Raw genomic sequence first — 25,849 nt, forward strand, 5'->3', positions numbered from 1 at the left:
GCCCCCTTTCCCCTTTCCATAAAAAATTAATCAAAAGTATTTTATGAGGGGTTGAGATTAATATGAGTAACGAAAATTTCGAAAAACAGCTTACTGAGTGGCGGCATTATCTTCATTCGCACCCTGAAAGTGCTTTCGAAGAAAAAAATACTTCTGAATTTCTTGCAAAAGTACTAATAGGTATGGGATTAGAGGTTCACAGAAATATTGGTGGAACTGGAATCGTTGCTAATCTTACAGTGGGCGATGGGAAAGGTATTATAGGTATTCGATCAGATATTGATGCTATTAACCTAACAGAGGTGGGGCAACATCCATACACTTCCCAGAATCCGGGTAAAATGCATGCGTGTGGTCATGATGGACATATGGCCACAGTATTGGGTGCAGCCCAGTTATTAACAGAGCGTAAAAATTTTAGCGGAACAGTTAGATTTATTTTTCAACCTGCAGAGGAACCTGGTAAAGGCGCTTCTGCGATGATAAAAGATGGACTTTTTGAACGTTTCCCAATGGATGAGATTTATGGAATGCACAATAGGCCAGGTATGCCTGCAGGTTCAATTTCAACTCGTGGGGGTGGAATTATGGGAAGTGAGGATAACTTTGTGATCCATATTAAGGGGCAAGGCTCACATGCTTCAAGTCCTCATGTGGGGAAAGATCCAATCGTTATTGCGTCTGAAATTGTTCTTGCTTTGCAGACCATTATATCCCGTAATATGGACCCAAGTGTTCCTGCAGTCATTTCATGTACTGAATTTATTACAGATGGGATTCACAATGCGATTCCTACGAATGTAGTGATTAAAGGGGATACTAGAAGTTATACTCCAGAGGTATCAAAGTTGCTAGAAGAAAGGATGCAAACGATTAGTGAGGGAATTTGCAAAATAAATGGGGCAGAATGTCAATTTGAATATACCCATGAATTCGCACCAACTGTTAACTCGGCAAAGTGTGTTGATATTGCGGTAAGAGCATCACGGAATGTTGTTGGTGAAAATAAGGTGGATGGAAATTGTCAACAGTGGATGGCTTCTGAAGATTTTGGTACGTTTTTACAGAGGATTCCTGGCTGTTTTGTATTTATAGGAAATGGTGACGATTCTGAAGGCATAGGCAATGTTCCACTTCATAATTCACGCTATGACTATAATGATAAGATACTAACAATTGGAGCGAAATATTTCGCAGAGTTAATAAAAGTCCGCCTGCCAAAATAAATAGTTTAATATTTTAGATGCCAGGTTTGTTTGGTACGTTATTTATGTAGGGTCTTAGAATTATTTTTCTGAGACTTGGCTTAACTATTTCGTGAAAGCGGTTTCAAATAGAAATATGATTTTGATTTTTCAAGGAAATCTCTATTTATTAGCCTTAAAAAGATGCTCAAACATAGTATACAAGGAGAGATTATCTATGAATGGAAATGCAGCTGAAAAAATTCCAGTAAAAAATGAAGAATTACAAGACCCTAAAAAATGGCATAAACAAGATACCACCTGGGCATTGAGCCTTTTTGGAACAGCAATTGGAGCAGGAGTACTCTTTTTACCTATTAATGCAGGAGTAGGAGGTATAGTGTCATTACTGCTCATTACCATACTTGCTTTTCCAATAATGTACTATGGACATAGGGCGTTTGCTAAAATTATCTATACTTCCAAAGCTGCTGATGAGGGGATTACAGGTACTATAAGAGAGTATTTCGGAAATAGAGCAAGTAAAATTTTTAACTTGGTATATTTTTTCGCAATTTATACCATCGTGCTGATGTATTCGGTTGCATTAACAAATACTGCAAATAGTTTTATCGTGAATCAATTGCACTTTAAGGAGCCACCAAGGGCAGTTTTATCACTTGTATTGGTGCTCGTTCTTATATTTATCGTAAACTTTGGTCAAGATAAGACTATCAAGGTAATGAGCATGCTTGTATATCCTTTTATAGCTTCTCTATTGTTTATAGCAATCTATTTGATTCCCCAGTGGAATACGGCGAGTTTAAGTTTTTCAAGTGTTTCTACAGCTTCAACGGGACAAGGTGTTTTGAGTATGTTATGGATGATTCTCCCAATTACGGTATTATCGTTTAATCATTATCCGATTATATCACCTTTTGTTATCAAACAGAGGGAAACCTATGGAGAAGAAGCTACTGACGCCAAATGTGTTCAAATACAAAAATACGGTTATATTTTGACATTTTCTGTCGTTATGTTCTTTGTTTACAGCAGTGTCTTGAGTTTGTCTCCAAACGATCTTGCCATGGCAAAAGAACAGAATTTGTCAATCCTTTCGTATCTTGCTAATCATTTTAATATGCCAATAATCATTTATGCTGCTCCTATCATTGCTTTTGTTGCCATAACAAAGTCCTTCCTTGGCCATTATGTAGGAGGATACGAGGTAATGCGTGACATTATAATGGAGACCAGTAGGGATCGTGGAAAAGAATTAAATGAAAAAACAGTTAATACAATGATACTTGTTTTTGTAATATTAACATGCTGGTATACTGCCTATGCAAATCCAAGCATTCTTGGAATCATAGAAAGCATCAGCGGGCCGACTGGTGCTGTAATTCTCTTATTATTACCGATGTATACGATCCGTAAAATTCCTGTGTTAGCTAAATACAGGGGGAAAATTAGCAATGTTTTTGTCACAATTATGGGCGTTATTACTGTCCTAGCCATTTTTAAATCATTATTCTCATTTTAAAAATTCTAAGTTTTATGGATCCCATTCTTCGAATTGAGATATTCCAATCTAAAATGTATTCTCTTAGAATTATAATATATTTCTTTTTGAGCTTGTTCGGGTTACTCGTCATTGACATCCTGAATAAGCTTTCTTTTTATTGTTATATAGAATGATTCGATAACGACGAACTGTACGACTCATGCTTCGCCTAAATTTCGTATGTTCCTGTACCATTTACGGCTACTGACGCCATACCGAACGAGCCGGAAACCGTAAGAATAAGGGATTAAAGGATTAATAGAATAAAAGGTCACAAGGATAGCAGCCACTCGGCTGCTTTTTTTATTTATTTTTTCCTTTTGCCATTCGAATCGTAAAACAGCGCAGGCCGGCTAACCTCACCCGAACCTTTCCGGCAGGAAGCTAAGACGGCCAGTCAATCGATCAGGGGCAAAAAACTTTTTGATTAGGGGCGCTATCGCAACATCAAAAACTTTGTCAAAGGGGAAAAATAATCCCCCTTTGGGAAACTAATTCGCTTCGCTCCCCGATTAATGAACATTATCTACAATCCATTTGCCATTCAAAAAAATATATTGTAATTCGACTTTCTGCCATGTATGGTGTTATGAAATGCACATTAGCTTTTCTTATATACTTTAAAAAGTTATCATGATAGAGTCTCTGTACATTGTATATATACACATTTATGATACAAAACTGTATGTATGGAAAAAAGGGGTGAGGCGATGAGAAAGTTACATATTAACTGTGCCGTTATAACCGTCTTCCTTTTCTTTTTTTGCTGTTTCTTTCCTTTTGCCGTGCATTCGGAAGCCCAAAAAGTGATACGGGTTGCAGGGGATAATAACTTTCCACCTTTCGAATACTTGAGCGATTCGGGCGTTTATACCGGTTTTAATGTAGATATAATGAATGCCATTTCCATCGAGACTGGCATTAGGTTTGAATATTATCCTATGCCGTGGAACGAGGCAGTACAAGCTATGCGCTCTGGAAGAGTGGATGCGATTCAAGGCATGAAGTACAATCAGGAACGTGAAGAGATTTATGATTTTTCAGCTCCGTATTTCACAAGTTCACAAGGGATTTTTGTGTTGAAAGATAACATGTATATCCGAAAAATAGAAGATCTTAAAGGCCGGAAAGTAGCTGTCCAAAAAGGTGATGTTGCAAGCGGCCTATTAAGTAAAGTAGATCGTTTGCAATTGGTGGAAACTAATAATCAACAAGAAGCCGTTCAGTCGTTGATTGACGGAAAAGTGGATGCTTTCATTGGAAACCGGATTACTGGTCAATATTTTCTTCAGAAAAATGAGCAGCAATCACTCATTAAGATTGTCGGTGAGTCACTTGACACAACAAATTATGCCGTCGCTGTGATGCCAAAAAATAAAGAGTTGCTGACACTATTCAATCAGGCAATTTCTCAAATCAAGAAAGATGGGACGTATGAAAAGATAGAGAAAAAGTGGTTCGGGGAATATATCCTGCCGAATACTCAACGACTACGCAAAACGCTGTTGTATTTGGAGATTGGTCTTTTTATTACATTCATTGTAATTTCTCTCATCTTATGGTGGAATCTCAGCCTTAAACGAGAAGTGGCTAAGCGAACCGAGCAAATTGAGCACGTGAATAAAGACTTGGAAGAGAAGATGCTGCTACTTGAGGAAAACATCCATTTTCAGCAGCAAGTATTAAACAGTGCATACAGTTCGCTTATTACATTGAATCAGCAAGGTCTTGTATCAATGATCAATGTTAGGGCTATGGATTATTTGGAGTTGGACGGCAATGTTGTTAGAAAACCTTTTCAGGCTCTGCCCATTATCTATTTCATCCCGGAAAAGGAGATTAAGGCTGCGTTAGAGAGAAAGAGAGTTTTCTTACAAAAGGAAACGGTGTGGTCTCAGAATGCGGGCAAAAAAAGGTATATTACTTACAGCGTGTACCCAATTCAGACTATTGGGGGAGAAAGTGTAGGTGCGGTGTTGAATTTTTTCGATATTACGGAACAAAAACAGCTGGAGAGAAAAGTGGCCCAGGATGACCGCTTGCGTTCATTGGGACAACTTGTGGCGGGTATCGCACATGAGATAAGAAACCCGTTAACATCGATCCTTACCTATACACAATTACTGCCGAAAAAATTTGCAAGCGCAGATTTCCGTACATTCTTTTCCGAACAGGTCACTAGTGAAATTACCAGACTTAATACATTAATTAACGATTTGCTCGATTATTCCCGTCCTAAAAAATCAGAACCTGTCACGTTTTCGCTCAATGAGACCATGGAAGGGATTGAGCTATTGCTTAAGCCGAAAATCAAAGAAAAAAACCTGCGTATTGTTCGTGAGTTCGCCGGAGACATTCAGACAACGGCAGATACACAGCAGATCAAACAAGTGCTGGTGAACGTCATTCTCAATGCCATTCAGGCGTCCAATATAGGGGGAACCCTTATTTTTCGGGCATATTATCGGGATATGTTCACTGTCGTTGAAATCGAGGATGAAGGCATCGGCATTTCGGAAGAAGACATTGATAGGATCTTTGAACCGTTTTACACTAGGAAACCGAATGGGGTAGGGCTTGGGCTTTCTATTTCGTATCAGCTTGTCAAAGAAAACGATGGTACTATTGAGACAAGAAGTGAAGTAGGAAAGGGTACAGTAGTGACGATTTGTTTACAGCATTAATACAGAAAGGGTGAAGACGATGCACGATATCATGATTATTGATGATGAGCCAACCATTTGTCAGTCACTAACGTTTGCATTGGAAGACCAGTATCGCGTTTATTCGTTTACAGACCCACGTGAAGCACTTCCACTTCTCGAAAGAGCGGAAATCGCCATCGTTTTGCTGGATTTGAAAATCGGGGAATACAATGGGATGGAAGTGTTAGAAGAAATCAAGCGCCTCTCCCCCTCGACAGTCGTCATCATGATGACGGCCTATGGTACCATTCCATCTTCCGTGGAAGCAATGCGTAAGGGGGCGTTTTCCTATGCAACAAAGCCTCTTCATATTGATGAATTGGAAGTGCTGATGCAAAAAGCAGAAGAAGTGTATACGCTTCAGTCCAAAGTGAAATGGCTGAGTGAAGAATTGGATAAGGTGGCAGGTGTGAACGGCCTTATCGGTGAAAGCTTGTCAATGCGCAAAATATTCTCCCTAATCGAAAAAGTGAAGGATATCGATTCTAACATTCTCATAGAAGGGGAAAGTGGAACAGGCAAAGAAGTCGTCGCCCGAACGATCCATAATCAAAGCAAGCGCAGAAACAAAAAGTTTCAGGCCATTAATTGTGCCGCCATTCCGACTCACCTGTTGGAATCAGAATTATTTGGATACGAAAAGGGCGCATTTACAGGGGCGACACAGCGGAAGTATGGACTTTTTGTGTTGGCAGAAGGAGGAACAATCTTTCTTGACGAAATCGGTGAGATGGATTTGGCGCTGCAAGGTAAAATTTTGCGCGTTCTACAAGAGAGAAAGGTAATGCCCGTTGGAGGGATGGAAGAAGTCAGCATCGATGTCCGTATCATTGCTGCGACAAACAGAGACTTGGTCAAAGAAGTAAAAGAAAATCGATTTCGTGAAGATTTATATTACAGATTGAATGTGATTCCGATTCACCTTCCGGCTTTACGTGAACGAAAAGAAGACATTCCATTGTTGTTGGAATTTTTCATTGCCAAAATCGGCGATAGAATGGGAAAACCTGTAGAAGGAATTTCCCATGAAGCGCTGCAACTTTTACAGCAATATGACTTCCCAGGAAATATTCGGGAACTCCAGAACGTGATTGAAAGGGCCATTGCGCTTACGAATGAGTCTTATATACAGAAATCCGATTTACCTTCCGATATCCAAAAAAGTTCGCGCGCATTTTTCGGCAACACTTTAATCCCTGTCTATGTCGGCGAACCGCTTGAAGAAATCGAAAAAAGAGTGATTCTTCATAACCTTGCCGCTTTTAACGGTCATCAAAGGAGGACAGCACAAACAATTGGCATCGGGGAGAGGACATTGCGAGATAAGTTGAAGAAATATCGGGAAGAAAAGTAGGCGGAAATTGCCGAGCGGCAATTTTCGCCTACTTTTTATTTTGAATATATCTTAATTATCCACTGTTTTTAAGGCGATGAACCTGGCATGAAACTTGCTTAATTAATATTGCAGTACAACCATTAAACAGAATGGAGGGAATATAGATATTACACCATAATGGTTTACAGTGCTGGACTGGGAGTTACTGTGCAGCGGAAGCGGGATGTGCAAATAAGTCACTAGCCTATCAACGTTTAACGAAAACTAAAAGGAAAAGCCATTGCACCAGATCTTTTATTATTGTACAACCCGAAATTGATTGGCGATTGCACATATGAAGTATTTTTATTTATGGGGAGGAAAAATAAATGTATGCGTTACCAAATATGGATTTATGGAAAGGCAGAACAGATAGTCTAATAGATAAAGATGAATTTAGGATTCATCAAATAGTTAAAGATAATCAAATAACTTCAATAAATAATGCATGTGGAATAATAGGGTTCTCTTGTGATGAGGGCGTACGCAGGAATAAAGGAAGACTTGGAAGCAAAGAAGCTCCCGATGAAATACGTAAATCCTTATCTTCTTTGTCTTGGCACGGCCAAGCAGAGGATAGTCTAGTTGATTTCGGAAATATCATTTGTGAAAATCAACAGTTAGAAGCAGCACAAGCTGAATTAGGGAGTCACGTAGAGAAAATATTAACTAAAAATATGTTTCCTGTTATATTGGGGGGCGGACATGAAACCTTTTATGGTCATTATCTAGGGATCAGGTCGAGTGTAGGACCCGAAGCCAATATAGGCATCCTTAACATTGATGCTCATTTTGACTTACGCTCATATGAAGAAATAACTTCTTCTGGAACGATGTTTAAACAAATATTAGATCATGATCCTCATGCTAGTTATTTGCCTATTGGTATTCAACGTTATGGAAATACAAAAAAATTATTTGACACTGCAACTTCACTTGGTTGTTCTTGGATATTGGAAGAAGAATTGGTGGATGGAATTTCGGAGGAAAATGAAAATGAAATTCTGAATTTTATGAATCAACATGATCATATTATTTTAACGCTTTGTATGGATGTTATTAACGCTTCGGAAGCACCAGGTGTTAGTGCACCTTCCTCATTTGGTCTTTCTGGAAAAATGGTTAGGCAGTTAATTCGTAAAATTATTTCACATCCGAAAACCATTTCATTTGATATCTGTGAAGTAAATCCATCATTGGATAATGATAATCGCACTGTAAAACTAGCTGCAAACTTAATAAATGAAGTATTTTTGTGTGTGGAGAGGAGATAGGCAATATGAACATCGAGATTAATCAAACGATCACTATTTTTTTAGCGGTACTGCTTTTAGCACTAGGCGGGATTATCGTAAGGAATGTCAAAATATTTAAACACTTTTGTATCCCTGCACCTGTTGTAGGGGGATTACTGTTTGCGATAGTCGCTACAAGTCTTAAAACCTTTCTAAACGTAACCATTTCATTAGATACGACACTCCAGGGATTATTTATGTTAACGTTTTTTACGACGGTTGGATTGGGTGCCAGTTTTCAATTAGTAAAAGTCGGCGGTAAATTATTATTAATATATTGGTTGTTATGTGGGTTTCTGGCATTTGCTCAAAATTTAATTGGAATATCTTTAGCACCCGTTTTTGGGATTGATCCATTGATTGGTATGATGGCTGGAGCAATATCCATGGAAGGTGGCATAGGTGCGGCTACAGCATTTGGGGGTACCATTGAATCGCTAGGAATTCAATCTGCCCAAGCAATTGGAATAGCAGCAGCTACTTTAGGATTAGTATTTGGTGGATTAGTTGGAGGTCCAACTGTAAAATATCTAATTAATAAACACAAATTAACACCAAGTAAAAAGGATATTGAAATTCAGGAAAAGAAAGAAATGGAAGACAAAATAGAATTGAATGCAGCTTCATTTATGAAACAAGTTTTAATACTGACATTTTGTATGGCTTTAGGTTCATATTTAGGAGAGTTGTTTTCAGCGAAGACAGGTTATGTTTTACCGAATTATGTTGGAGCAATGATAGTGGCTGTAATAGTCAGGAATATTTTGGATAAAATAAATGGAAAAATCATCGAAATGCCTAGTATAAATTTTATTGGAGATATTACTTTAGGTATTTTCTTATCAATGGCATTAATGAGTATAAAACTATGGGAAGTTGCTGACCTTGCGTTACCTATTATTTTAATTGTGGTGATACAAGTAATCTTTATTATACTTTTAAGTATATTCATCATGTTTCGTTTTCTTGGCAAAAACTACGATGCGGCAGTTATGGTTGGAGGATTTATCGGACATGGTATAGGGGCTACACCAAATGCTATGGCCAATATGTCAACGATCACTGCTAAATATGGACCTTCAAGTAAAGCGTATTTAATCGTTCCGATCGTGGGTGCATTTCTTATTGACGTTTTTGCCATGCCGATTATCATAATAAGTATTAATCTATTGAAATGATAATTTGTTCTTAATGATGGAATGAATTTCAAAATTAATAGTTTTTATGCAAAGCCTGATATGGTCAAAGTATAGTTAGATATAGTGTTGATACCGAATGTTTTTAGTTGTATCAAAAACATTCGGTATTGTCTTTTTCTGGAATTGCTCACATAGTAGGTAATTCACACTGGTTTGTTTAGTAATGCACCGGAACACCATCAATTTCAGGTTATGCTACGATGATCAGAGACCAGTACACCTAAGCTCAATAATGCCTCTCTGTTAATCGTATCCACCCTAATGGAAATGAACAATTTTTTTGTTCTGTACTCTGGTCGAAATTGTTTTCAACTGAAGTAAAGTAATAATTAAAAGGGGAGAAAATAGTTGTCATATTCTCTAAATGTAATAAGAAAAAGTGAACAAACCTCCAGTCTTTGGTCAGGTGGTAAAACAACTCAACTTGCCATTTATCCTGAAGATGGAGATTATTCGAAGCGTGATTTCAAATGGCGGATAAGCACCGCAGATGTCGAGGTGGATGAATCCTTATTTACTCACCTTCCAGGCATTCAGAGGATCATCATGATCCTTGATGGTGAAATGTCGCTGGAACATAAAGGAAAGCACCGGGTGCATTTACAGCCATTTGAACAGGATCGGTTTGATGGAGGCTGGACAACCCGAAGTATTGGGAGGGTTACGGACTTTAATTTGATGTTAGCAGAAGGGTGCGAAGGAGACCTTGGCACGATTCATTTGAATGATGGAATTCATTCTGAAGTGTTGGATAATGGGGATTCTGCGAAAAGATCCGACGCCTATTATTGTTTCAAAGGAAAAAGCAGAATGAGTATCGATGAAAAAGAGTCTATTGTTTTAGGGAAAGGTGACTTGGTGATCTTGAACATGGATCAATTCTGCAACAATTTAAATATAAAGTTATCCAATTACGAAGACGGCTCATCTGCAACAATTATTAAGGTAAGTATTTTTTATTGATGGAAATTCTGGGTTGCCAAAGCATTCATCCTTCTCATATATAAATTGATTGCGCCCCAATGATGAGATTTGACGTCAAGCGTTCACTGCCAAATGGTTTACATCTCGTACCTTTTTTAGATTAATAGTGCCAGATACATCCAAGTTTATGAGTTTACTTTATTCAGATTATATACAGTAAAAAGTAAACAGGATATTGAATAATCATTAATCAGAGCTGTCCTTAGACAGCTTTTTCTTTTTGGCTCTTTTCGTAAAGATTGTTGTTTTTAAAACGAAACGATTTAAGGTTGATTGAAGCGCAAGTGCGAGACTCCTGCGGGAGCAGCGGGACAGGTGAGACCCCACAGGCGTTTACGCCGAGAGAGGCTCACCGCTAGCCCCGCGGAAAGCGAGCATCTGGAGGGGAAATTAACCACACCGCTTTACTTGGTAAATAGCAACAAAGTATGCGAAAACAGCCTTCTTTTTAAAATAAATGGTACAGATTAGTTGGTATTGATAAAAAGTCTCTAGAGATAATTTTAAAATTATTTTGAAATACCCAATTTGGGAATGTTCGGTATGTGAAACCAGAATTAAAACACTTACATTTCCTATTATCTGTGTATAATTACCTGAATATATCAAATTATCTTTAAATTCAAACGATTTAATGTTATTATTTTAGAATATTCAAACTATTAAATTGGAAGGTGAGGAACTCATATGTCACAGATGTTGGCTTTAGTTATTGTTATTCTGATTTTATTTGTAGGAGACATTGTGGCGGTCCGAACAAAAGCTTGGGTACCTTCCGTTTTCGTTTCTGCAATCCTGTTTCTATGTGGTTATTGGACGTTCTTCCCGCAAGACATCGTTTCGATAGCAGGTGTTCCACCGGTAGTGGCAACCATGATGATGTACCTATTGATCACGAATATGGGAACATTGCTTTCAATAAGAGAGTTGGTAAATCAATGGAAAACAATTGTCATCTCCTTATCTGGCATTCTTGGTATTGTTGCACTATTATTCGCAATTGGCACATTTATATTTGATCTGCAAACTGTCCTTGTAGCGATTCCACCTTTAGTGGGCGGAATGGTATCTTCAATAATCATGTCAGAAGGAGCGGCAGACGCAGGACTTACGAGTTTGTCCGTTTTTGCCATTGTTATTTATGTAATGCAAGGCTTTGCTGGATATCCTTTAACTTCAATTGTGTTGAAGAAAGAAGGGAAGAAGCTTTTGGGGCAATATCGCAATGGGCAATTAACGGTAAAAAAGAGTGATACTGCAGACGCTTCAGAAGGTATGACGGAACTTAAGCTGTTTAAAAAACTTCCTGAAAAATATAATACGGAATATTTTAAATTTTTCAGACTTGCGATTGTTGCTTTTCTGGCTTACCTTGTTTCGACTGGATTAGAGCCCATTATATCAATAAATGCATTTGTTCTTTGCTTACTATTCGGGGTTGTCGGAAAAAGTATAGGTTTCTTGGAAAAACAGACTCTGCAAAAAGCAAATGGATTTGGATTTGCCATCATGGCCCTTATGCTTTTCGTCTTTGACGGATTGAAAAGTGCAACACCAAGTATGATGATGGAGATTCTTTACCCACTTATTGTTTGCATTTTCCTAGCTGTTATTGGCATGTATATATTCTCATTCATTGCAGGTAAATTGTTAAAAGTCAGCAAAGAAATGGCCTTCGCTGTATCTTTAACAGCATTATACGGATTTCCTGCCGATTACATTATCACCAATGAAGTCGTCAATTCATTAACAAAAGATGAAAATGAAAAAGAAGCATTGCTAAGCCATATGTTGCCGCCGATGCTTGTTGGTGGATTTATATCGGTTACGATCGTGTCGGTTATTTTGGCGGGAATATTTGTACAATTCTTGTAAAATTGGAGGGATTCTAAGTGAGTCTTATCGAACGTATAGAAAAGCAAATAAATGATTTGAACGAATTCACATCAACACCCGGAAAAGGGACAACCCGGCTTACGTATAGCAAGGAAGACTTACTTACACGCAATTATATTAAAAATAAAATGATGGATTCCGGTCTAACAGTAAAGGAAGATGGACTTGGAAATATTTTTGGAAAGCTTGAAGGTACTTTAAAAGATGCACCAAGCATTTTGATCGGTTCACATTTTGATTCCGTACCAAGTGGCGGTGCGTATGACGGACCAGCCGGTGTAATTGTCGCTCTTGAAGTGGCTGCCCTATTTGCAGAAAATCAATTAACACCTAAATATCCATTGGAAATCGTTGCCCTGATTGAAGAAGAGGGTGCTCGTTTTGGCGGAGGACTAATGGGGTCGAGAGGAATAGTGGGAACACTTAGTGAGGAAAGTTTTAAAAACTTAAGGGATAAAGAAGGTATCACAACAATTGAAGCGATGTCAAAAATTGGTCTGGATTCATCACTTCCGAAAAGGAGAAATCCTAATAGCATTAAAGCATTTCTCGAATTGCATATAGAACAAGGGCCAATCCTTGAAGAGAAGAATATCCCTATTGGTGTTGTAGAGGCTATTGTTGGTTTAACTCAATTTGAAGTAACCATTGAAGGAAAGGCAGGACATGCAGGCACAACCCCGATGGATCGCCGTACGGATGCATTGGTTGCAGCCGCCCAGATTATTTCTCAATTACCGAGCTTTGCAATTGAGGAAGGTGAAGGAACGGTTATCACGACAGGGCGACTACATGTTTTACCAAATGGAGCCAACGTCATCCCAAATAAAGTCGAATTTTCGGTAGATATCCGATCTAGCAAGGAAGAACATATTAACAATGTCATCAAGCGAATGAAAGAATTAATAGAATCCTACCATGAGCAGGGAATCCATACAGCTGCGGAACAGGTGTTATATATGCCGCCAAAGGTATTGAGTGATGTGATAAAAGCTTTATTAAAGGATAAAAGTTCTGATTTGGAAATTCCATACTGTTCCATTAATAGTGGAGCAGGTCATGATGCGATGGTTTTTTCCGATGTGACTGATGTTGGCATGCTCTTTGTTCCAAGTAAAGCAGGACTAAGTCATTGTCCAGAGGAATGGTCTGATGCACGTCATTTAGCAAATGGAGTGCAAATATTTTACGAAGTGGCTAAATGTTTAACGGAGGTAGAATGAGGATGATTAATCAAACGATAAAAGAAGTGATTCAAAATAATAGTGATGAATTAATTGAAATACGTAGAAAACTTCATAGCGAACCTGAGTTATCATGGGAAGAAGAAAATACAACGGCCTTTATTTGTGAATACCTTGATAAATTAGAAATACCTTATCGCAAAGCAGAACCAACAGGTGTCATTGCAGAAATTAAAGGCGGTAAGGCAGGAAAGACGGTAGCATTAAGAGCGGATATGGACGCCCTATCTGTTGAAGAATTAAATAAAGACTTGCCGTATGCTTCAAAAGAAGAAGGGAAAATGCATGCATGTGGTCATGATGCACACACATCCATGCTATTAATTGCAGCGAAGGCTCTAAACGGAATAAAAGAAGAATTACCTGGGAATGTGCGATTAATTTTTCAGCCAGCTGAAGAAGTGGCAACAGGTGCAAGGGAAATGGTTAAACAAGGGGCTGTCAAAGGTGTTGATAATGTTTTTGGCATACATATTTGGTCGCAAATGCCAACAAACAAGGTTGCTTGTACTCAAGGACCTTCATTCGCTTCAGCAGATATCTTTACAGTAACGTTTAAAGGAAGAGGGGGACATGGTGCCATGCCTCAGGATTGCATCGATGCAACCATTGTGGCCTCTTCATTCGTCATGAATGTACAATCTGTCGTATCAAGAACGGTCGACCCACAAAATCCCGCAGTATTGACAGTTGGAAAAATGGCCGTTGGCACACGATTTAATGTCATTGCAGAAAATGCCGTCATTGAAGGGACTGTCCGTTGTTTTGATCCTAAAACACGTGATCATATTGAAAAACAGCTCCAGATTTATGCTGAAAATGTTGCCAATATTTACGGTGCGACCGCACAGGTTGAGTATTACCGTGGAACGCAAGCTGTCATTAATGATGAATACAGCGCCAAATTAGTGCAAAAAGTTGCTTCAAATGCGTTTGGAGAAGACGCAGTATATAATGAAAAGCCAACAATGGGTGGAGAAGATTTTAGTTTCTATTTAGATGAAGTACCTGGAAGCTTCGCTTTAGTTGGATCTGGAAACCCTGAAAAAGATACGGAATGGGCCCATCATCACGGGAAATTCAATATCGACGAAGATGCGCTTGCTACCGGTGCAGAACTTTACGCTCAATATGCCTGGGCATATTTGCACGAATAATGGTCTGAAGAAAAGAGGGAATCCAGTAATTACTAAAGTGTGTTTGAACGTCAGAAGGCCGCCAATTGGCGGCCTTCTGGCGTTAAGGTTTAAATTTCACTAAAAGGGCTTTGCACATAGTCAAAAAGGGAATGGATTTTATCATTCCCTTTTTGTTTTCCATTAATAAGGAATGAAACAACAAAGATTCTTTTGTCAAAATCAAAAGTAAGAAATCAATTAATTATCAACAAAAACTTAAATTAACTTAAATTAATGCAGAATTCATTGCTATTAAAATTAAATAGACTTATAATTGGATCTATAGGGTGAAATCATGTAAATGGACTGGTGACTATTTCGACAAATATGAAAATGGATTGATATCGAAACAATTTGTTAAATAAATAATAAATCCAAAAACACCACTAGAAGAGATATGAAAAAATGGAAGATAAGAGAAAACTCAATCAAATACTGGATGGTTGCCTCTTGTTCTCCAATGAAGTCTATTAATCATGATCATCTTAAAATACAAACGTACTAGAGGAGGATTTTACAGGTGAATCAGGAAATGGAAGGTTTGTCCCGCAGAAAGTTTATAGGTAACGTCTGTAAAATTGGAAGCGCTTCCGCGGTTCTCGGTGTCACGGACACGATGGGATTGTTCATGCCTGAGATGGCAAGTGCGGATACTGAGAAGAAGGCTGGCCATAACACCAAAAAACCAGGAAAAAACAGTTCCTACATGTTGATGAATGTTCGATTGGAAAGTGGATACAAGTATAAAAATGGCCAGGTCGTCGCAACCGAAACGGTATTGAGGAACCTCCATATTGTTAAAGGCACCATTACCAGAATACTAGATACTAAGTCCCCTTATGGAAAAGGTATCGATTGCTACGACGCGAAAGGCATGCTGCTACTTCCTTCTTTTAGAGATATGCATATTCATTTGGATAAAACCTATTATGGGGGTCCTTGGAGAGCAGCTGCTACGAGGAAAAATGGCATTTTTGACATGATTACCTTGGAGCAGACGTTACTTCTGGAGCTCCTTCCAACAGCCCAGGAGCGTGCGGAGAAATTAATTGAACTAATACTTGGCTATGGCTCGACATATGTCAGAAGCCATTGCAACATCGATCCAGTCGTTGGTCTAAAGAATCTTGAGAAACTCAATCGGGCCTTAGCAAACTATTCAGATAAAATATCACATGAAATTGTTGGCTTTCCTCAACATGGCCTGCTTCGTTCAAATGCTCAGGGACTGATACGCGAAGCCATGCAACTCGGAGTTACACATGTTGGCGGACTAGATCCAACCTTAGTTGACGGTGATATGGAAAAATCGTTGCAAACAATGGTACAGATCGCGGTGGACTACAAAGCAGGTATTGATATTCACCTTCATGAAGGTGGCGAAACGGGATTGAAGGCAATTCGTCGATTGGCTGACCTGACTGAGGAAGCCGGTTTGCAGGGGAAAGTGACGATCAGTCATGCATTTTCGCTCGCTTCGTTAGGGGATGGAGCCGATATAGAAATGGCAAAACGCCTTGCATCGCTGGGTATTTCCATTGCCTCAACCGTTCCGATCGGCAAAGACGTAATGCCGATTCCGCTGCTTCAGAAGCATAAGGTGAACGTCATGCTTGGTAATGATAGTATTACTGATCACTGGTCACCATTCGGGATTGGCGATACGCTGCAAAAGGCACATCTCGCTGCAGATCTGTATGGATGGTCAAACGAATACAACCTGTCACGCGCACTGTCCCTTGCTACCGGCGGCATTACACCGCTAGACGAGTCCGGTAAGCAAATATGGCCAAAGGTAGGCGATGCCGCGACCGCCGTACTCATTCCGGCAAGCTGCTCGGCCGAAGCCGTAGCCCGTCTGCCGAAGCGTGCTGCCGTATTGCATAAGGGAACTCTGTCTTCGGGTTCTCTGGATAGCGTGAAGCCTAAGCTTCATACCAATTAAAAGGATGTGACATTGTTAATGAACCTTGGTAAAAAAGAATTGGGGATAGGTTCGATGAGCACATAAACGTTTAACGTTTTAAAGGAATTACAAAATATAAATACCAATGGGGGAAGTTATGCTACAAAATATTGGAATACCAGGATTGATGCTAATTTTAGTGATTGCCCTTATTATTTTCGGCCCTTCAAAGTTACCGGAAATTGGAAGGGCGTTTGGCTCAACATTAAGAGAATTTAAAAAGTCTACCAGAGACCTTGTAGCAGATGACACTAATGCCGATGTGACCAATAAGAAAGAAAGCTAATCAAATAAATGAAGAGGGGATGTAGGATCTGTCTTACATCTTTTTTTCCTGGAGTGATGAAGTTGGAAAATCAAAAAAAAGCGAGCATGATTCAGCACCTTGAGGAGTTACGTAAACGTATTATTATCACTTTAGTCGTTTTCACGCTGTTCCTCGTACTGACATTTATTTATGTTCAAGATATTTATAATATAATAGTTAAAGACTTGCCGTTTAAGCTAGCTCTGTTAGGACCGAGTGATATTATACTCGTTTATTTAATTATTGCCACCGTCGTTGCCATCGCGGCTACTATACCGGTTGCTGCTCACCAAACTTGGCTGTTTGTACGTCCAGCGTTAACACCAAAAGAACGCAAAGTTACTAGCGCTTATATTCCAGCACTATTTATTCTATTCACACTAGGAATCAGTTTTGGTTACTTCATTTTATTTCCGCTTGTACTGAATTTTTTAATGTCTCTATCAAACGACATGTTTACAACTTTCTTTACAACGGAGAAATATTTCCGATTTATGCTTCATATGACACTGCCTTTTGGATTTCTGTTTGAAATGCCGGTTGTCATTATGTTTTTAACAAGTTTAGGAATAATAAATCCATACCGTTTGCAAAAAATCAGGAAATATTCTTACTTTATACTAATAGTTATTTCAATTTTGATTACTCCACCAGACTTTCTATCAGATATCCTGGTTACTATACCTTTATTACTATTATATGAAAGCAGTGTAAGCTTATCCAAATTCGTATATAAGCGACATCAAAGGGAAAAAGAAGGTAAAAATGAGATGTATGAATCTATCTAAAAAGGGCCTGGCAATAAGACAGTATCATCTCCATGTTAGGGTTATTTTTATTCATACACCGAATATACCCCTTCCAATGGTCGATAATTTGGTGGACTAACCGTCATGTTTAATCCTTGATTAATATCCCCGATATGGAATTCTGATAACTAAATATATTGATTACAGTGTTCAGTATTTAGTAATAATCTACCCTCGAAAGCTTAATTATCCTTAATATAATTCAGGTTTCGTTGTGAATAAACTTGGATTAACTTATAATTAAATCTACGAGGTGAGATCATGCTACAGGATGAACGACTAGACGCCATTGTTCAATATTTAAACGAACATGAACGGATTGATATTGAAACAATTTGCAATATAAATAATGTATCTAAAGATACGGCCAGAAGAGACTTAATAAATTTAGAAGAGAAGAGGAAGATCATTCGAATACGGGGTGGGGCGAAAAAGGCTCTGCTTTCAAATGAAGTCCATAATTATGGTGAGCGCATGAACATGGCATCGGAAGCTAAAGGTAAGATCGGAAAATTTGCAGCTTCTTTGATAAACGATGGTGACCATCTTATTTTGGATGCCTCCACAACAGTTCAATTTGCAGCTAAATATTTAACGAGCCGGAATAATACTGTCGTGACAAATTCGATTAACATTGCCAGTGTACTAAGCCAAAGAGAAGATATAAAAGTTAATTTATTAGGAGGAACATTAAGCACTAGACACCAAGCCATTTATGGTTCAAGAGCCATTAGGGATGTCCAGGATTATAAGGTGAATAAATGCATCATTGGTACTTGCGGAATATCTTCTGAAGGACTGTCTACTTCAGTAGAGGAAGAAGGCCTCCTCGTTCACGAAATGATTAAGCGTTCTGACCAGGTCATTGTGATTGCAGATTCAACTAAATTTAATAAAACTTTTTTTCAAAAAGTATGTGACTTAGATGCCGTTGATATAGTGATTACAGACAAAGAAGTACCAAAAAACTTGCAGGAAATCCTAAATAAACATGTGGTAGAAGCGATTGTGGTTCCAGGTCAAGATTGAGTATTAGAATTTTGGGCTCGAGTTTAAAAACTACTCCTCTGATATAAAAAGTATCAGTAAACCTTGAATTTCTTGGTTTCAGCCTGAAATAGTGTTGAACGAAAAGCAACAAGATATGTTTGTGAAGCACCTTGAAAAAATAATTCACGAAAAAAGAGCGCCAAGAGGTGCTCTTTTTTTAGTGGATAGATTGTAATTTAACTTTTGTAAAGGTGAGAAGCTGTGTACTCCACATTGCTGGTAAAGGCAAAAAAACAAGGGAATGAGCCATGTTATTTCATTCTCCCTAATGTGCATTCAACTTTTGAATTTTTAACATACTCTTTTCTCTTAATGAGCAGGAAACCCCATCATGGCAGTCGAACATCAATTAGTAACAGAGCGGTCTAATTAAGAGAAGCTGAATAGGAGGGTGAATATGCAGAATCATGAGCTGGAACAAGTCATAAAAAATGCGGACAGGGCAATAAACAATGAGGATTTCGATCATTTAATGGAGTTCTATTCAGAGGAAGCGACTTTAGTTGTCAAACCTGGAACATTCGCAAAAGGGAAAGAGGAAATTCGTCGTGCATTCATTGCTATCGCTGAATACTTTAATCACAGTTTAATCGTCAATCAAGAAAAGATGGCAATAATCGAAACGGGTGATACGGCATTGGTTGTGGCAAAAGCCCAGCTTAGTGCCAATCAAAAGGACGATTCCGAATACTCTATGGAAAGAACTGCGACTTATGTTTTTAAAAAGGATTCCACGGGTACATGGCGCTGCATAATTGACAACTCTTATGGTGCTGAAATAATTGAAGAATTGAAGTAATTGGTGAAAGCTGCCGTTATGGTGGCTTTTTATTTTTTTCAATACAGTTAATATACATCTTCTATAACTACAACAAAAAACATTAATTTACGAAAAAACAAGAAGACGAAATCTTTAAGATATCGCCTTCTCATATACTTCGGTTTAAAATTTTCCCTGTGTTCATTCGTCGCTTATTTTAAAGCTGATAAACTTCTGCTCCATCATTTCCTGCATCGCATATTTGACGCCTTCCCGGCCAACACCGCTGTCCTTCCAGCCGCCATAAGGCATATTATCAATTCGGTAAGTTGGGATATCATTGATTACGACCCCACCTGTTTCCAAGCGTTCCGCCGCATAAAAAGCTCGTTCTATACTCGGTGTCATCACTCCTGAGTTCAATCCGTAACGCGAATCATTTGCATCATTGATGGCATCATCCAGCGTATCGAAGGGGAAAATGCAGACAATTGGACCAAATACTTCGAAACGAAATACCTTTGAGTCACGATTTACATTGGTTAAGACGGTAGGCAATAGTACATTGCCTTCCACTGTACCGCCGCACTCAATTTTTGCTCCTTCCTGTACTGCCTCGTCGATCCAACTTTGTAACCGTTCCAATGATTTTTTTGAAATAACCGCTGTAATATTTGTATTTTCCTCCAGGGGGGAACCGATGACAAGCTGTTTTGTTGCACTGACGAATCGATCTAAAAATTGTTGGTATAGCGATTTGTGGACATAAATTCGTTGAATCGAGATACACACCTGCCCATTATTCGTAAATGAACCCATCACACTTCTTTGAATAATTTTATCGATGTCGACACCTTCATCAACAATGAAAGGCGAGTTGGATCCGAGTTCAAGTGTAAGCTTGCGGAAGCCTGCCTGCTGCTGGATAAGGTGTCCGACCTCTACACTGCCTGTGAAAGTCACTTTTTTTACATATGGATGGGTCGTCAACGCTTCACTTAAAACATCCCCTTTGCCCGGTATGATGTTCAAAACTCCATCCGGCAAACCTGCTTCTTTAAAAATATCGGCAAGAACCAGTGCACTCAACGGGGTTTGTTCGGCAGGTTTTAACACAATTGAATTTCCAGCCGCAATAGCTGGACCAACTTTATGGGCGACCAGATTAAATGGAAAGTTAAATGGTGTGATCGCGGTAACGACGCCAATCGGGGTGCGAACCGTGAATCCAAAACGGTTTACCCCACCAACTGCAGCATCCATCGGGATTTGTTCTCCATAATTGTTCTTTGACGCTTCTGCAGCAAAACGATAGGTCTGAACTGTACGATTCATTTCTTCACGAGCATTTCGAATCGTTTTCGCAGCCTCCAGAGAAATGATTTTCGCAAGTTCTTCACTGCGTTCTTCCATGATTGCTGCAGCTTTAAATAAAATTTCCGCTCGTGCATGAGCCGGGTAGGATCGGTATTTCTGAAAAGCTGCATTTGCCTCGACAATCGCTTCAATGGCATCTGCTGGTTCAGCCTGTCCGATTTGTGCAATTTCTTCATTTGAATGGGGATTATATAATGGCTCATATGATTTAGCCTCCCGCCATTTACCACCAATCCACAATTGCCACTTTTTCTTCATCTGAAATCCCTCCAATAATATCTGCCTTTATAATTTACAAATATAATCACCTAGTGTTTTAGAGAGCTTTACATTTTCCGAATAATCGACATCCACATCAATCAAGACAATTTCCTGACTCGAAATCGCTTCTTCCAATGCATGAAGCAATTCATCGGAGTGGGTTACTTTCACTCCTTTAACACCAAAACTTTTTGCAAAGCTTAAAAAGTCTGGGTCTGTAAATTCAATCGCATTCGTACGATCAAATTTATTCAATTGCTTCCACTCAATTAGGCCGTATTTTGAATCATGGAAAATGACTATCACGAAGGCAAGACCTAGACGTTTTGCAGTTGCCAATTCAACCCCATTCATCAGAAATCCGCCATCCCCTGTAACCGCAATGACAGGTTTATCAGGTTTTGCCAGTTTGGCTGCAATTGCGCCAGGAATGGCAATTCCCATCGATGCAAAGCCATTAGAAATGATGGTGTGATTAGGTATTTCCGGCTGATACATCCGGGCCATCCATAATTTATGGGCTCCCACATCCGAAATGACAATGGCATTGCCTTTTTCCGCCCTTTTCAAATCGGCGATAATTCGCTGAGGGATAATAGGACTTCCTGAAACATCATCCGAAGAATGAAATTTTTCTATGATTTGAGACCTTAACTTTTTCACTTCAGGCCAAAGCTCCTTTTCCACTACACCAGTGGACAACGCTTCCAGTCCCTCCGTAACGTTCCCGACCAATTCGGCTTGGACGGGGTAATAAGCATCAATCTCAGCCGGTCGAGCATCAATATGAATAATCGGATTCATTGCCTCATCGTTCCAATACTTTGGCAAATACTCGACGAAATCATAACCGACGGTGACAATAAGGTCGGCCAAATCAAATCCGCATAGAACATAATCCCTTGCTTGCATCCCTACTGTAAAAAGGGTCAATGGATGGTTGGAAGGTAAAACTCCTTTGGCCATGAACGAATTCACAACGGGAATTTGCTTCTCTTCTGCAAATTTCCTCAAGGCCTCCGCAGCTCCATCGCGGACTACGCCATTACCAGCTAGAATAATAGGCTTTTTTGCGCGATTTATTAATTCGACGGCTTTTTTGATTTCTTCCTCAGCAGGGCGGGATCTAGGAAGTGGTGTAACCGGGAGGGGTTCACCTTCAGTATCCATCATCGCAACATCTTCGGGGAGTTCGATATGAACAGCTCCCGGCTTTTCTATGACTGCAGTTTTAAATGCTTTCCGGATAATTTCAGGAATCGTATGCGGCACCTTAATTTGTTGATTCCATTTCGTTACTTCCTTAAAAACCCCAATGATGTCCACATATTGATGCGACTCCTTATGAATTCGATCAAGGCCCGCCTGACCTGTAATCGCGACAACAGGGGAATAATCCAGATAAGCACTTCCTATCCCTGTCAATAAATTTGTTGCCCCCGGTCCCAATGTACCCAAGCAGACGCCAGGCTTTCCAGTTAGCCGGCCATAGATGTCTGCCATAAAAGCTGCAGCTTGTTCATGATGAACCAAGATGAATTTAATATCAGAGCTTATTAGAGAATCAATAAGATCCGTATTTTCCTCACCAGGTATCCCAAAAATATACTGAACCCCTTCATTCTCCAAACATCTTATAAACAAATCAGATGCCTTCAAATTATTCCCTCCTCGACGATTTCGATTTCTTCATTTCTTTCCCTATATGTTGGCTTTGTCTACTGGAAATTATGTACTTGTGTATTGTTAAAACCATTTAGAACATTGGCATCTCTATAATACTTTTGCAATTTCGGGGGCCGTTTCCTGTTAACCCCTTGTCAATCCAGTGTTCTTCCAATTTTCTTTTCAGTCTCTTTTAGCAAAACTTTATTTTTACTCGAACAGTGGAATGTTGGTTGATGGGGTGGATTCAGCAGAAGATATTTTGGTTTTACAGAGATTGTGAAGTTAAAATAAACATTTCCGCAGTTTGATAAAAAGTGCTTAATCATGGTATAAGTGTAAAAGAAGCAGGGACATTTTGCTTTTTAATTTTGGGATAAGGGGTTGGCCTGGTATCCCACATCATGAGAGGATTTGAATTTGAAGATGATAGATAATTTTTGGCGTGATTTACCACGACCATTTTTTATATTGGCACCAATGGAAGATGTGACGGATGTAGTTTTTCGCCATGTAGTGAGTGAAGCAGCAAGACCTGATGTGTTTTTTACAGAGTTTACAAACACGGAGAGTTATTGTCACCCAGAGGGCATCCGTAGTGTGCGTGGGCGTTTGACTTTTACGGAGGATGAACAACCAATTGTAGCCCATATATGGGGGGATAAGCCTGAATACTTTCGGCAAATGAGCATAGGTATGGCGAAACAAGGCTTTCGGGGCGTGGATATCAATATGGGCTGTCCTGTACCTAATGTGACACAGAATGGGAAGGGAAGTGGCCTTATCCGTCGTCCAGAAGTTGCAGCAGAATTAATACAAGCAGCAAAAGCAGGAGGATTGCCCGTAAGTGTAAAGACAAGGCTTGGTTTCACGGATGTAGACGAATGGCACGACTGGCTGACACACATATTGAAACAAGACATTGTTAATCTTTCCATTCATCTGCGTACAAGAAAGGAAATGAGCAAAGTAGATGCTCATTGGGAACTAATCCCGGAGATTAAGAAACTTCGTGACCAGGTGGCACCAGATACGCTCTTGACGATCAATGGGGATATCCCTGACCGTCAAACTGGCTTAAAGCTCGCTCATCAATACGGCATTGATGGGGTTATGATTGGGCGTGGTATTTTCAATAATCCATTTGCCTTTGAGAAGGAGCCGAAGGATCATAGTAGTAAGGAATTGCTTGATCTCTTAAGGTTGCATCTGGATCTCCATGATAAATATTCAAAATTGGAGCTACGTTCGTTCAAGGCTCTTCATCGCTTTTTTAAGATTTATGTCCGTGGGTTTCGAGGGGCAAGTGAATTAAGAAATCAATTAATGAACACGGAGTCAACAGATGAAGCGCGTGCTTTGCTCGAAAACTTTGGGTCAAAGAATCTTGATGGAATGGGGGAACAGTAGAAGTATCCGAATTCAAGGTAAAAGCGAAGTAGGATGTTAAACTGTTCTGCCCACAAAAAGTAGGGTTTATACTAAGCCGTTAATAGGCTAATGTGAAGGCGGTACTCATTCCCGCCAATTTTTGCTTTATATGTTTGTTATTATAGTAATCTATGTTAGGTTATGAATTTAAAAGGAAGCAAATGGGGTAGACAATTATTTTCTTCAATATTTTAGATAAATTATCAGCTTACAAGTATAAAACACAGATAAAATGGCGTCTTAAATGAAATATTGCTAACGGAATCAGGTGATACTGGTTCCGTTAGTTTTTTTGTGAAATCACCAACACAACTTGTGTTGTCAATTACAGTCCACGCACGTGGAGGTGTAGTAAAAATAAAAAACCTACCTTTCATCTCAATTAATATTTATGATTGCACAGAATTTCTAGGAATCTATTTATGTAAAAGTACTGTATAAAAGATAGTTTAGAAAATTGACAGGGAAGGGACGTGGGTTCGAATCCCTCACAGGTCATCAACTACCAAAGGCTCAAATCCTTGATATAACAGGGGGTTGGGCCTTTTTTATTTTGTCTTGTTGGATGCGTTTAGATCAACTATAGTGATTTGCTCACATTTTGCTAACGGGACCTCTTAAGGGCGTTGTGGAAAATATCAGCCACTTCATCATCTTGGTTTGGCATCATATGGGCGTAATGCTCTAACGTGATGCTAGGTTTAGGATGTCCTAAAGAGTTTGTACTTTGACGATATCTACCCCTTCAGAAATCAAGACGGAGGTGTGTGTGTGCCGGATATCGTGAAACCGAATGGGTGTTACGTTAGCCGCTTAAAATGCCATCTTTATTTCCTAAACAATTATTAATTGAATGACCATGATGCTGTAATCATTGGCCCGAATAAAAGGTTTGATCGGGATGTCGGTGATTAGCTATGGTTCATTACTGTTTGTTTAGCATGTTCAAAACAGGACATTGGTCGGAAGGGAAATATAAAATCCGAGGGGAAATGGTAAGGGAGTTCGGATGTACAAAAGAAGAGGGAGATGTAGCTATGAAGAAATTATTTATTAGTTTAGTAGTATTAGCAATGGCCCTTGGGATATCTTTTTCCACTGCTTCAGCATCAGCTGGAGGGTTTCACCATCCCGAAAGCTGGGATAAAAACTCTATTTTGCGGAAGGACTCTCATGGGGTGGAGATCAGAAATATGCAGTATATCCTGAATGTCATGGGTTTTTATACGGATTCAGCAGTGGTTGACGTTGATGGAATTTTTGGACCAAAAACCGAAGCTGGTGTAAAGAAATATCAAAAAGAAAACAACTTGAAAGTGGATGGTGTGGTTGGCCCCCGGACTTGGGATAGCTTCTCGCAATATATTAAGAAGTATGGTAATGAAACATATGGAGCAGGCGGAAACATGGGACTAAGAATTAAATGGAAGTACGACAATTCTTCCTATACATCCGGCTCTAAAGCCTATATTTACGGTAATGGGGATACATTAAGCGACCAATATCGCTTGTACGCGAATTGAGATACGGGAAGGACCAATGAAGCTCCCCCTCATATGAAAAACGTGCCTATAAATAGGCACGTTTTTATTTTTGGCT

General features: G+C 39.2%; 19 protein-coding genes. 17 read left to right on the top strand and 2 right to left on the bottom strand.

Features of this window, described 5'->3' with window-relative positions; genetic code table 11:
* The first annotated feature begins 62 nt into the window (after positions 1-62).
* From BW986_RS16375 to BW986_RS16445, 15 genes are all read left to right on the top strand, one after another.
* Positions 63-1,226, top strand: a complete 1,164-nt coding sequence (locus BW986_RS16375; RefSeq protein ID WP_076368919.1) for a M20 aminoacylase family protein — start codon at positions 63-65, stop codon at positions 1,224-1,226.
* A 196-nt stretch (positions 1,227-1,422) separates the two neighbouring features.
* Complete coding sequence (locus BW986_RS16380; protein WP_076368920.1) at positions 1,423-2,727, top strand: aromatic amino acid transport family protein; 1,305 nt, start codon at positions 1,423-1,425, stop codon at positions 2,725-2,727.
* Between the two features lie 731 nt (positions 2,728-3,458).
* Positions 3,459-5,432: a transporter substrate-binding domain-containing protein gene (locus tag BW986_RS16385; protein WP_076368921.1), complete on the top strand. Its 1,974-nt coding sequence runs from the start codon at positions 3,459-3,461 to the stop codon at positions 5,430-5,432.
* A 19-nt stretch (positions 5,433-5,451) separates the two neighbouring features.
* Positions 5,452-6,807 carry a sigma-54-dependent transcriptional regulator gene (locus BW986_RS16390; protein WP_076368922.1) on the top strand — a complete coding sequence of 452 codons (1,356 nt, stop codon included), beginning with the start codon at positions 5,452-5,454 and terminating at the stop codon, positions 6,805-6,807.
* Between the two features lie 350 nt (positions 6,808-7,157).
* A complete protein-coding gene (hutG, locus tag BW986_RS16395; RefSeq protein ID WP_076368923.1) occupies positions 7,158-8,102 on the top strand; it encodes a formimidoylglutamase in 945 nt (314 codons plus the stop codon).
* Between the two features lie 5 nt (positions 8,103-8,107).
* Positions 8,108-9,301 (top strand): sodium/glutamate symporter, encoded by a 1,194-nt coding sequence (gltS, locus tag BW986_RS16400; RefSeq protein ID WP_076368924.1) that lies wholly within the window; start codon positions 8,108-8,110, stop codon positions 9,299-9,301.
* Positions 9,302-9,670: 369 nt separating this feature from the next.
* The gene (locus BW986_RS16405) at positions 9,671-10,285 is read left to right on the top strand and encodes a HutD/Ves family protein (RefSeq protein WP_076368925.1); all 615 of its coding nucleotides are present in this window, start codon (positions 9,671-9,673) and stop codon (positions 10,283-10,285) included.
* Positions 10,286-10,993: 708 nt separating this feature from the next.
* Complete coding sequence (locus BW986_RS16410) at positions 10,994-12,181, top strand: hypothetical protein (protein ID WP_076368926.1); 1,188 nt, start codon at positions 10,994-10,996, stop codon at positions 12,179-12,181.
* 17 nt (positions 12,182-12,198) lie between these two features.
* Entirely contained in the window at positions 12,199-13,425 is a 1,227-nt protein-coding gene (locus BW986_RS16415; RefSeq protein WP_076368927.1) for a Zn-dependent hydrolase, read from the top strand.
* A gap of 2 nt (positions 13,426-13,427) precedes the next feature.
* On the top strand, positions 13,428-14,603 hold the full coding sequence (locus BW986_RS16420) for a M20 family metallopeptidase (protein WP_076368928.1): 1,176 nt from the start codon (positions 13,428-13,430) through the stop codon (positions 14,601-14,603).
* A 727-nt stretch (positions 14,604-15,330) separates the two neighbouring features.
* Positions 15,331-16,569: an amidohydrolase gene (locus BW986_RS16425; protein ID WP_397222491.1), complete on the top strand. Its 1,239-nt coding sequence runs from the start codon at positions 15,331-15,333 to the stop codon at positions 16,567-16,569.
* 118 nt (positions 16,570-16,687) lie between these two features.
* The gene (locus BW986_RS16430; protein WP_063236065.1) at positions 16,688-16,876 is read left to right on the top strand and encodes a twin-arginine translocase TatA/TatE family subunit; all 189 of its coding nucleotides are present in this window, start codon (positions 16,688-16,690) and stop codon (positions 16,874-16,876) included.
* A 56-nt stretch (positions 16,877-16,932) separates the two neighbouring features.
* Entirely contained in the window at positions 16,933-17,685 is a 753-nt protein-coding gene (gene tatC / locus BW986_RS16435) for a twin-arginine translocase subunit TatC (RefSeq protein WP_076369064.1), read from the top strand.
* A gap of 282 nt (positions 17,686-17,967) precedes the next feature.
* Positions 17,968-18,735: a DeoR/GlpR family DNA-binding transcription regulator gene (locus tag BW986_RS16440; protein WP_076368929.1), complete on the top strand. Its 768-nt coding sequence runs from the start codon at positions 17,968-17,970 to the stop codon at positions 18,733-18,735.
* A 418-nt stretch (positions 18,736-19,153) separates the two neighbouring features.
* The gene (locus BW986_RS16445; protein WP_076368930.1) at positions 19,154-19,555 is read left to right on the top strand and encodes a YybH family protein; all 402 of its coding nucleotides are present in this window, start codon (positions 19,154-19,156) and stop codon (positions 19,553-19,555) included.
* 162 nt (positions 19,556-19,717) lie between these two features.
* Here the strand turns inward: BW986_RS16445 and BW986_RS16450 are convergent, their stop codons facing one another.
* Both BW986_RS16450 and BW986_RS16455 read right to left on the bottom strand, forming a co-directional pair.
* On the bottom strand, positions 19,718-21,151 hold the full coding sequence (locus BW986_RS16450; RefSeq protein WP_076368931.1) for an aldehyde dehydrogenase family protein: 1,434 nt from the start codon (positions 21,149-21,151) through the stop codon (positions 19,718-19,720).
* Positions 21,152-21,178: 27 nt separating this feature from the next.
* Positions 21,179-22,813 (bottom strand): acetolactate synthase large subunit, encoded by a 1,635-nt coding sequence (locus BW986_RS16455; protein ID WP_076368932.1) that lies wholly within the window; start codon positions 22,811-22,813, stop codon positions 21,179-21,181.
* Positions 22,814-23,245: 432 nt separating this feature from the next.
* Here BW986_RS16455 and BW986_RS16460 point away from each other — a divergent pair, with 432 nt between their 5' ends.
* Both BW986_RS16460 and BW986_RS16465 read left to right on the top strand, forming a co-directional pair.
* Entirely contained in the window at positions 23,246-24,229 is a 984-nt protein-coding gene (locus BW986_RS16460; protein WP_076369065.1) for a tRNA dihydrouridine synthase, read from the top strand.
* 1,058 nt (positions 24,230-25,287) lie between these two features.
* Complete coding sequence (locus BW986_RS16465; RefSeq protein ID WP_179086094.1) at positions 25,288-25,773, top strand: peptidoglycan-binding domain-containing protein; 486 nt, start codon at positions 25,288-25,290, stop codon at positions 25,771-25,773.
* Positions 25,774-25,849: the final 76 nt, after the last annotated feature.

The sequence above is a fragment of the Peribacillus simplex genome (assembly GCF_900156045.1).
GTDB classification, from domain to species: Bacteria; Bacillota; Bacilli; order Bacillales; family DSM-1321; genus Peribacillus; species Peribacillus simplex_D.

What these genes read in the sequence shown, in the direction of transcription:
- tatC (WP_076369064.1), top strand. Translation starts at nt 16,933, where the DNA reads ATGAAGTTGGAAAATCAAAAAAAAGCGAGCATGATTCAGCACCTTGAG.
- BW986_RS16375 (WP_076368919.1), top strand. Translation starts at nt 63, where the DNA reads ATGAGTAACGAAAATTTCGAAAAACAGCTTACTGAGTGGCGGCATTAT.
- BW986_RS16465 (WP_179086094.1), top strand. Translation starts at nt 25,288, where the DNA reads ATGAAGAAATTATTTATTAGTTTAGTAGTATTAGCAATGGCCCTTGGG.
- BW986_RS16380 (WP_076368920.1), top strand. Translation starts at nt 1,423, where the DNA reads ATGAATGGAAATGCAGCTGAAAAAATTCCAGTAAAAAATGAAGAATTA.
- gltS (WP_076368924.1), top strand. Translation starts at nt 8,108, where the DNA reads ATGAACATCGAGATTAATCAAACGATCACTATTTTTTTAGCGGTACTG.
- BW986_RS16385 (WP_076368921.1), top strand. Translation starts at nt 3,459, where the DNA reads ATGAGAAAGTTACATATTAACTGTGCCGTTATAACCGTCTTCCTTTTC.
- BW986_RS16460 (WP_076369065.1), top strand. Translation starts at nt 23,246, where the DNA reads ATGATAGATAATTTTTGGCGTGATTTACCACGACCATTTTTTATATTG.
- BW986_RS16410 (WP_076368926.1), top strand. Translation starts at nt 10,994, where the DNA reads ATGTCACAGATGTTGGCTTTAGTTATTGTTATTCTGATTTTATTTGTA.
- BW986_RS16390 (WP_076368922.1), top strand. Translation starts at nt 5,452, where the DNA reads ATGCACGATATCATGATTATTGATGATGAGCCAACCATTTGTCAGTCA.
- BW986_RS16440 (WP_076368929.1), top strand. Translation starts at nt 17,968, where the DNA reads ATGCTACAGGATGAACGACTAGACGCCATTGTTCAATATTTAAACGAA.
- BW986_RS16445 (WP_076368930.1), top strand. Translation starts at nt 19,154, where the DNA reads ATGCAGAATCATGAGCTGGAACAAGTCATAAAAAATGCGGACAGGGCA.
- BW986_RS16420 (WP_076368928.1), top strand. Translation starts at nt 13,428, where the DNA reads ATGATTAATCAAACGATAAAAGAAGTGATTCAAAATAATAGTGATGAA.
- BW986_RS16425 (WP_397222491.1), top strand. Translation starts at nt 15,331, where the DNA reads ATGTTGATGAATGTTCGATTGGAAAGTGGATACAAGTATAAAAATGGC.
- BW986_RS16430 (WP_063236065.1), top strand. Translation starts at nt 16,688, where the DNA reads ATGCTACAAAATATTGGAATACCAGGATTGATGCTAATTTTAGTGATT.
- BW986_RS16450 (WP_076368931.1), bottom strand. Translation starts at nt 21,151, where the DNA reads ATGAAGAAAAAGTGGCAATTGTGGATTGGTGGTAAATGGCGGGAGGCT.
- hutG (WP_076368923.1), top strand. Translation starts at nt 7,158, where the DNA reads ATGTATGCGTTACCAAATATGGATTTATGGAAAGGCAGAACAGATAGT.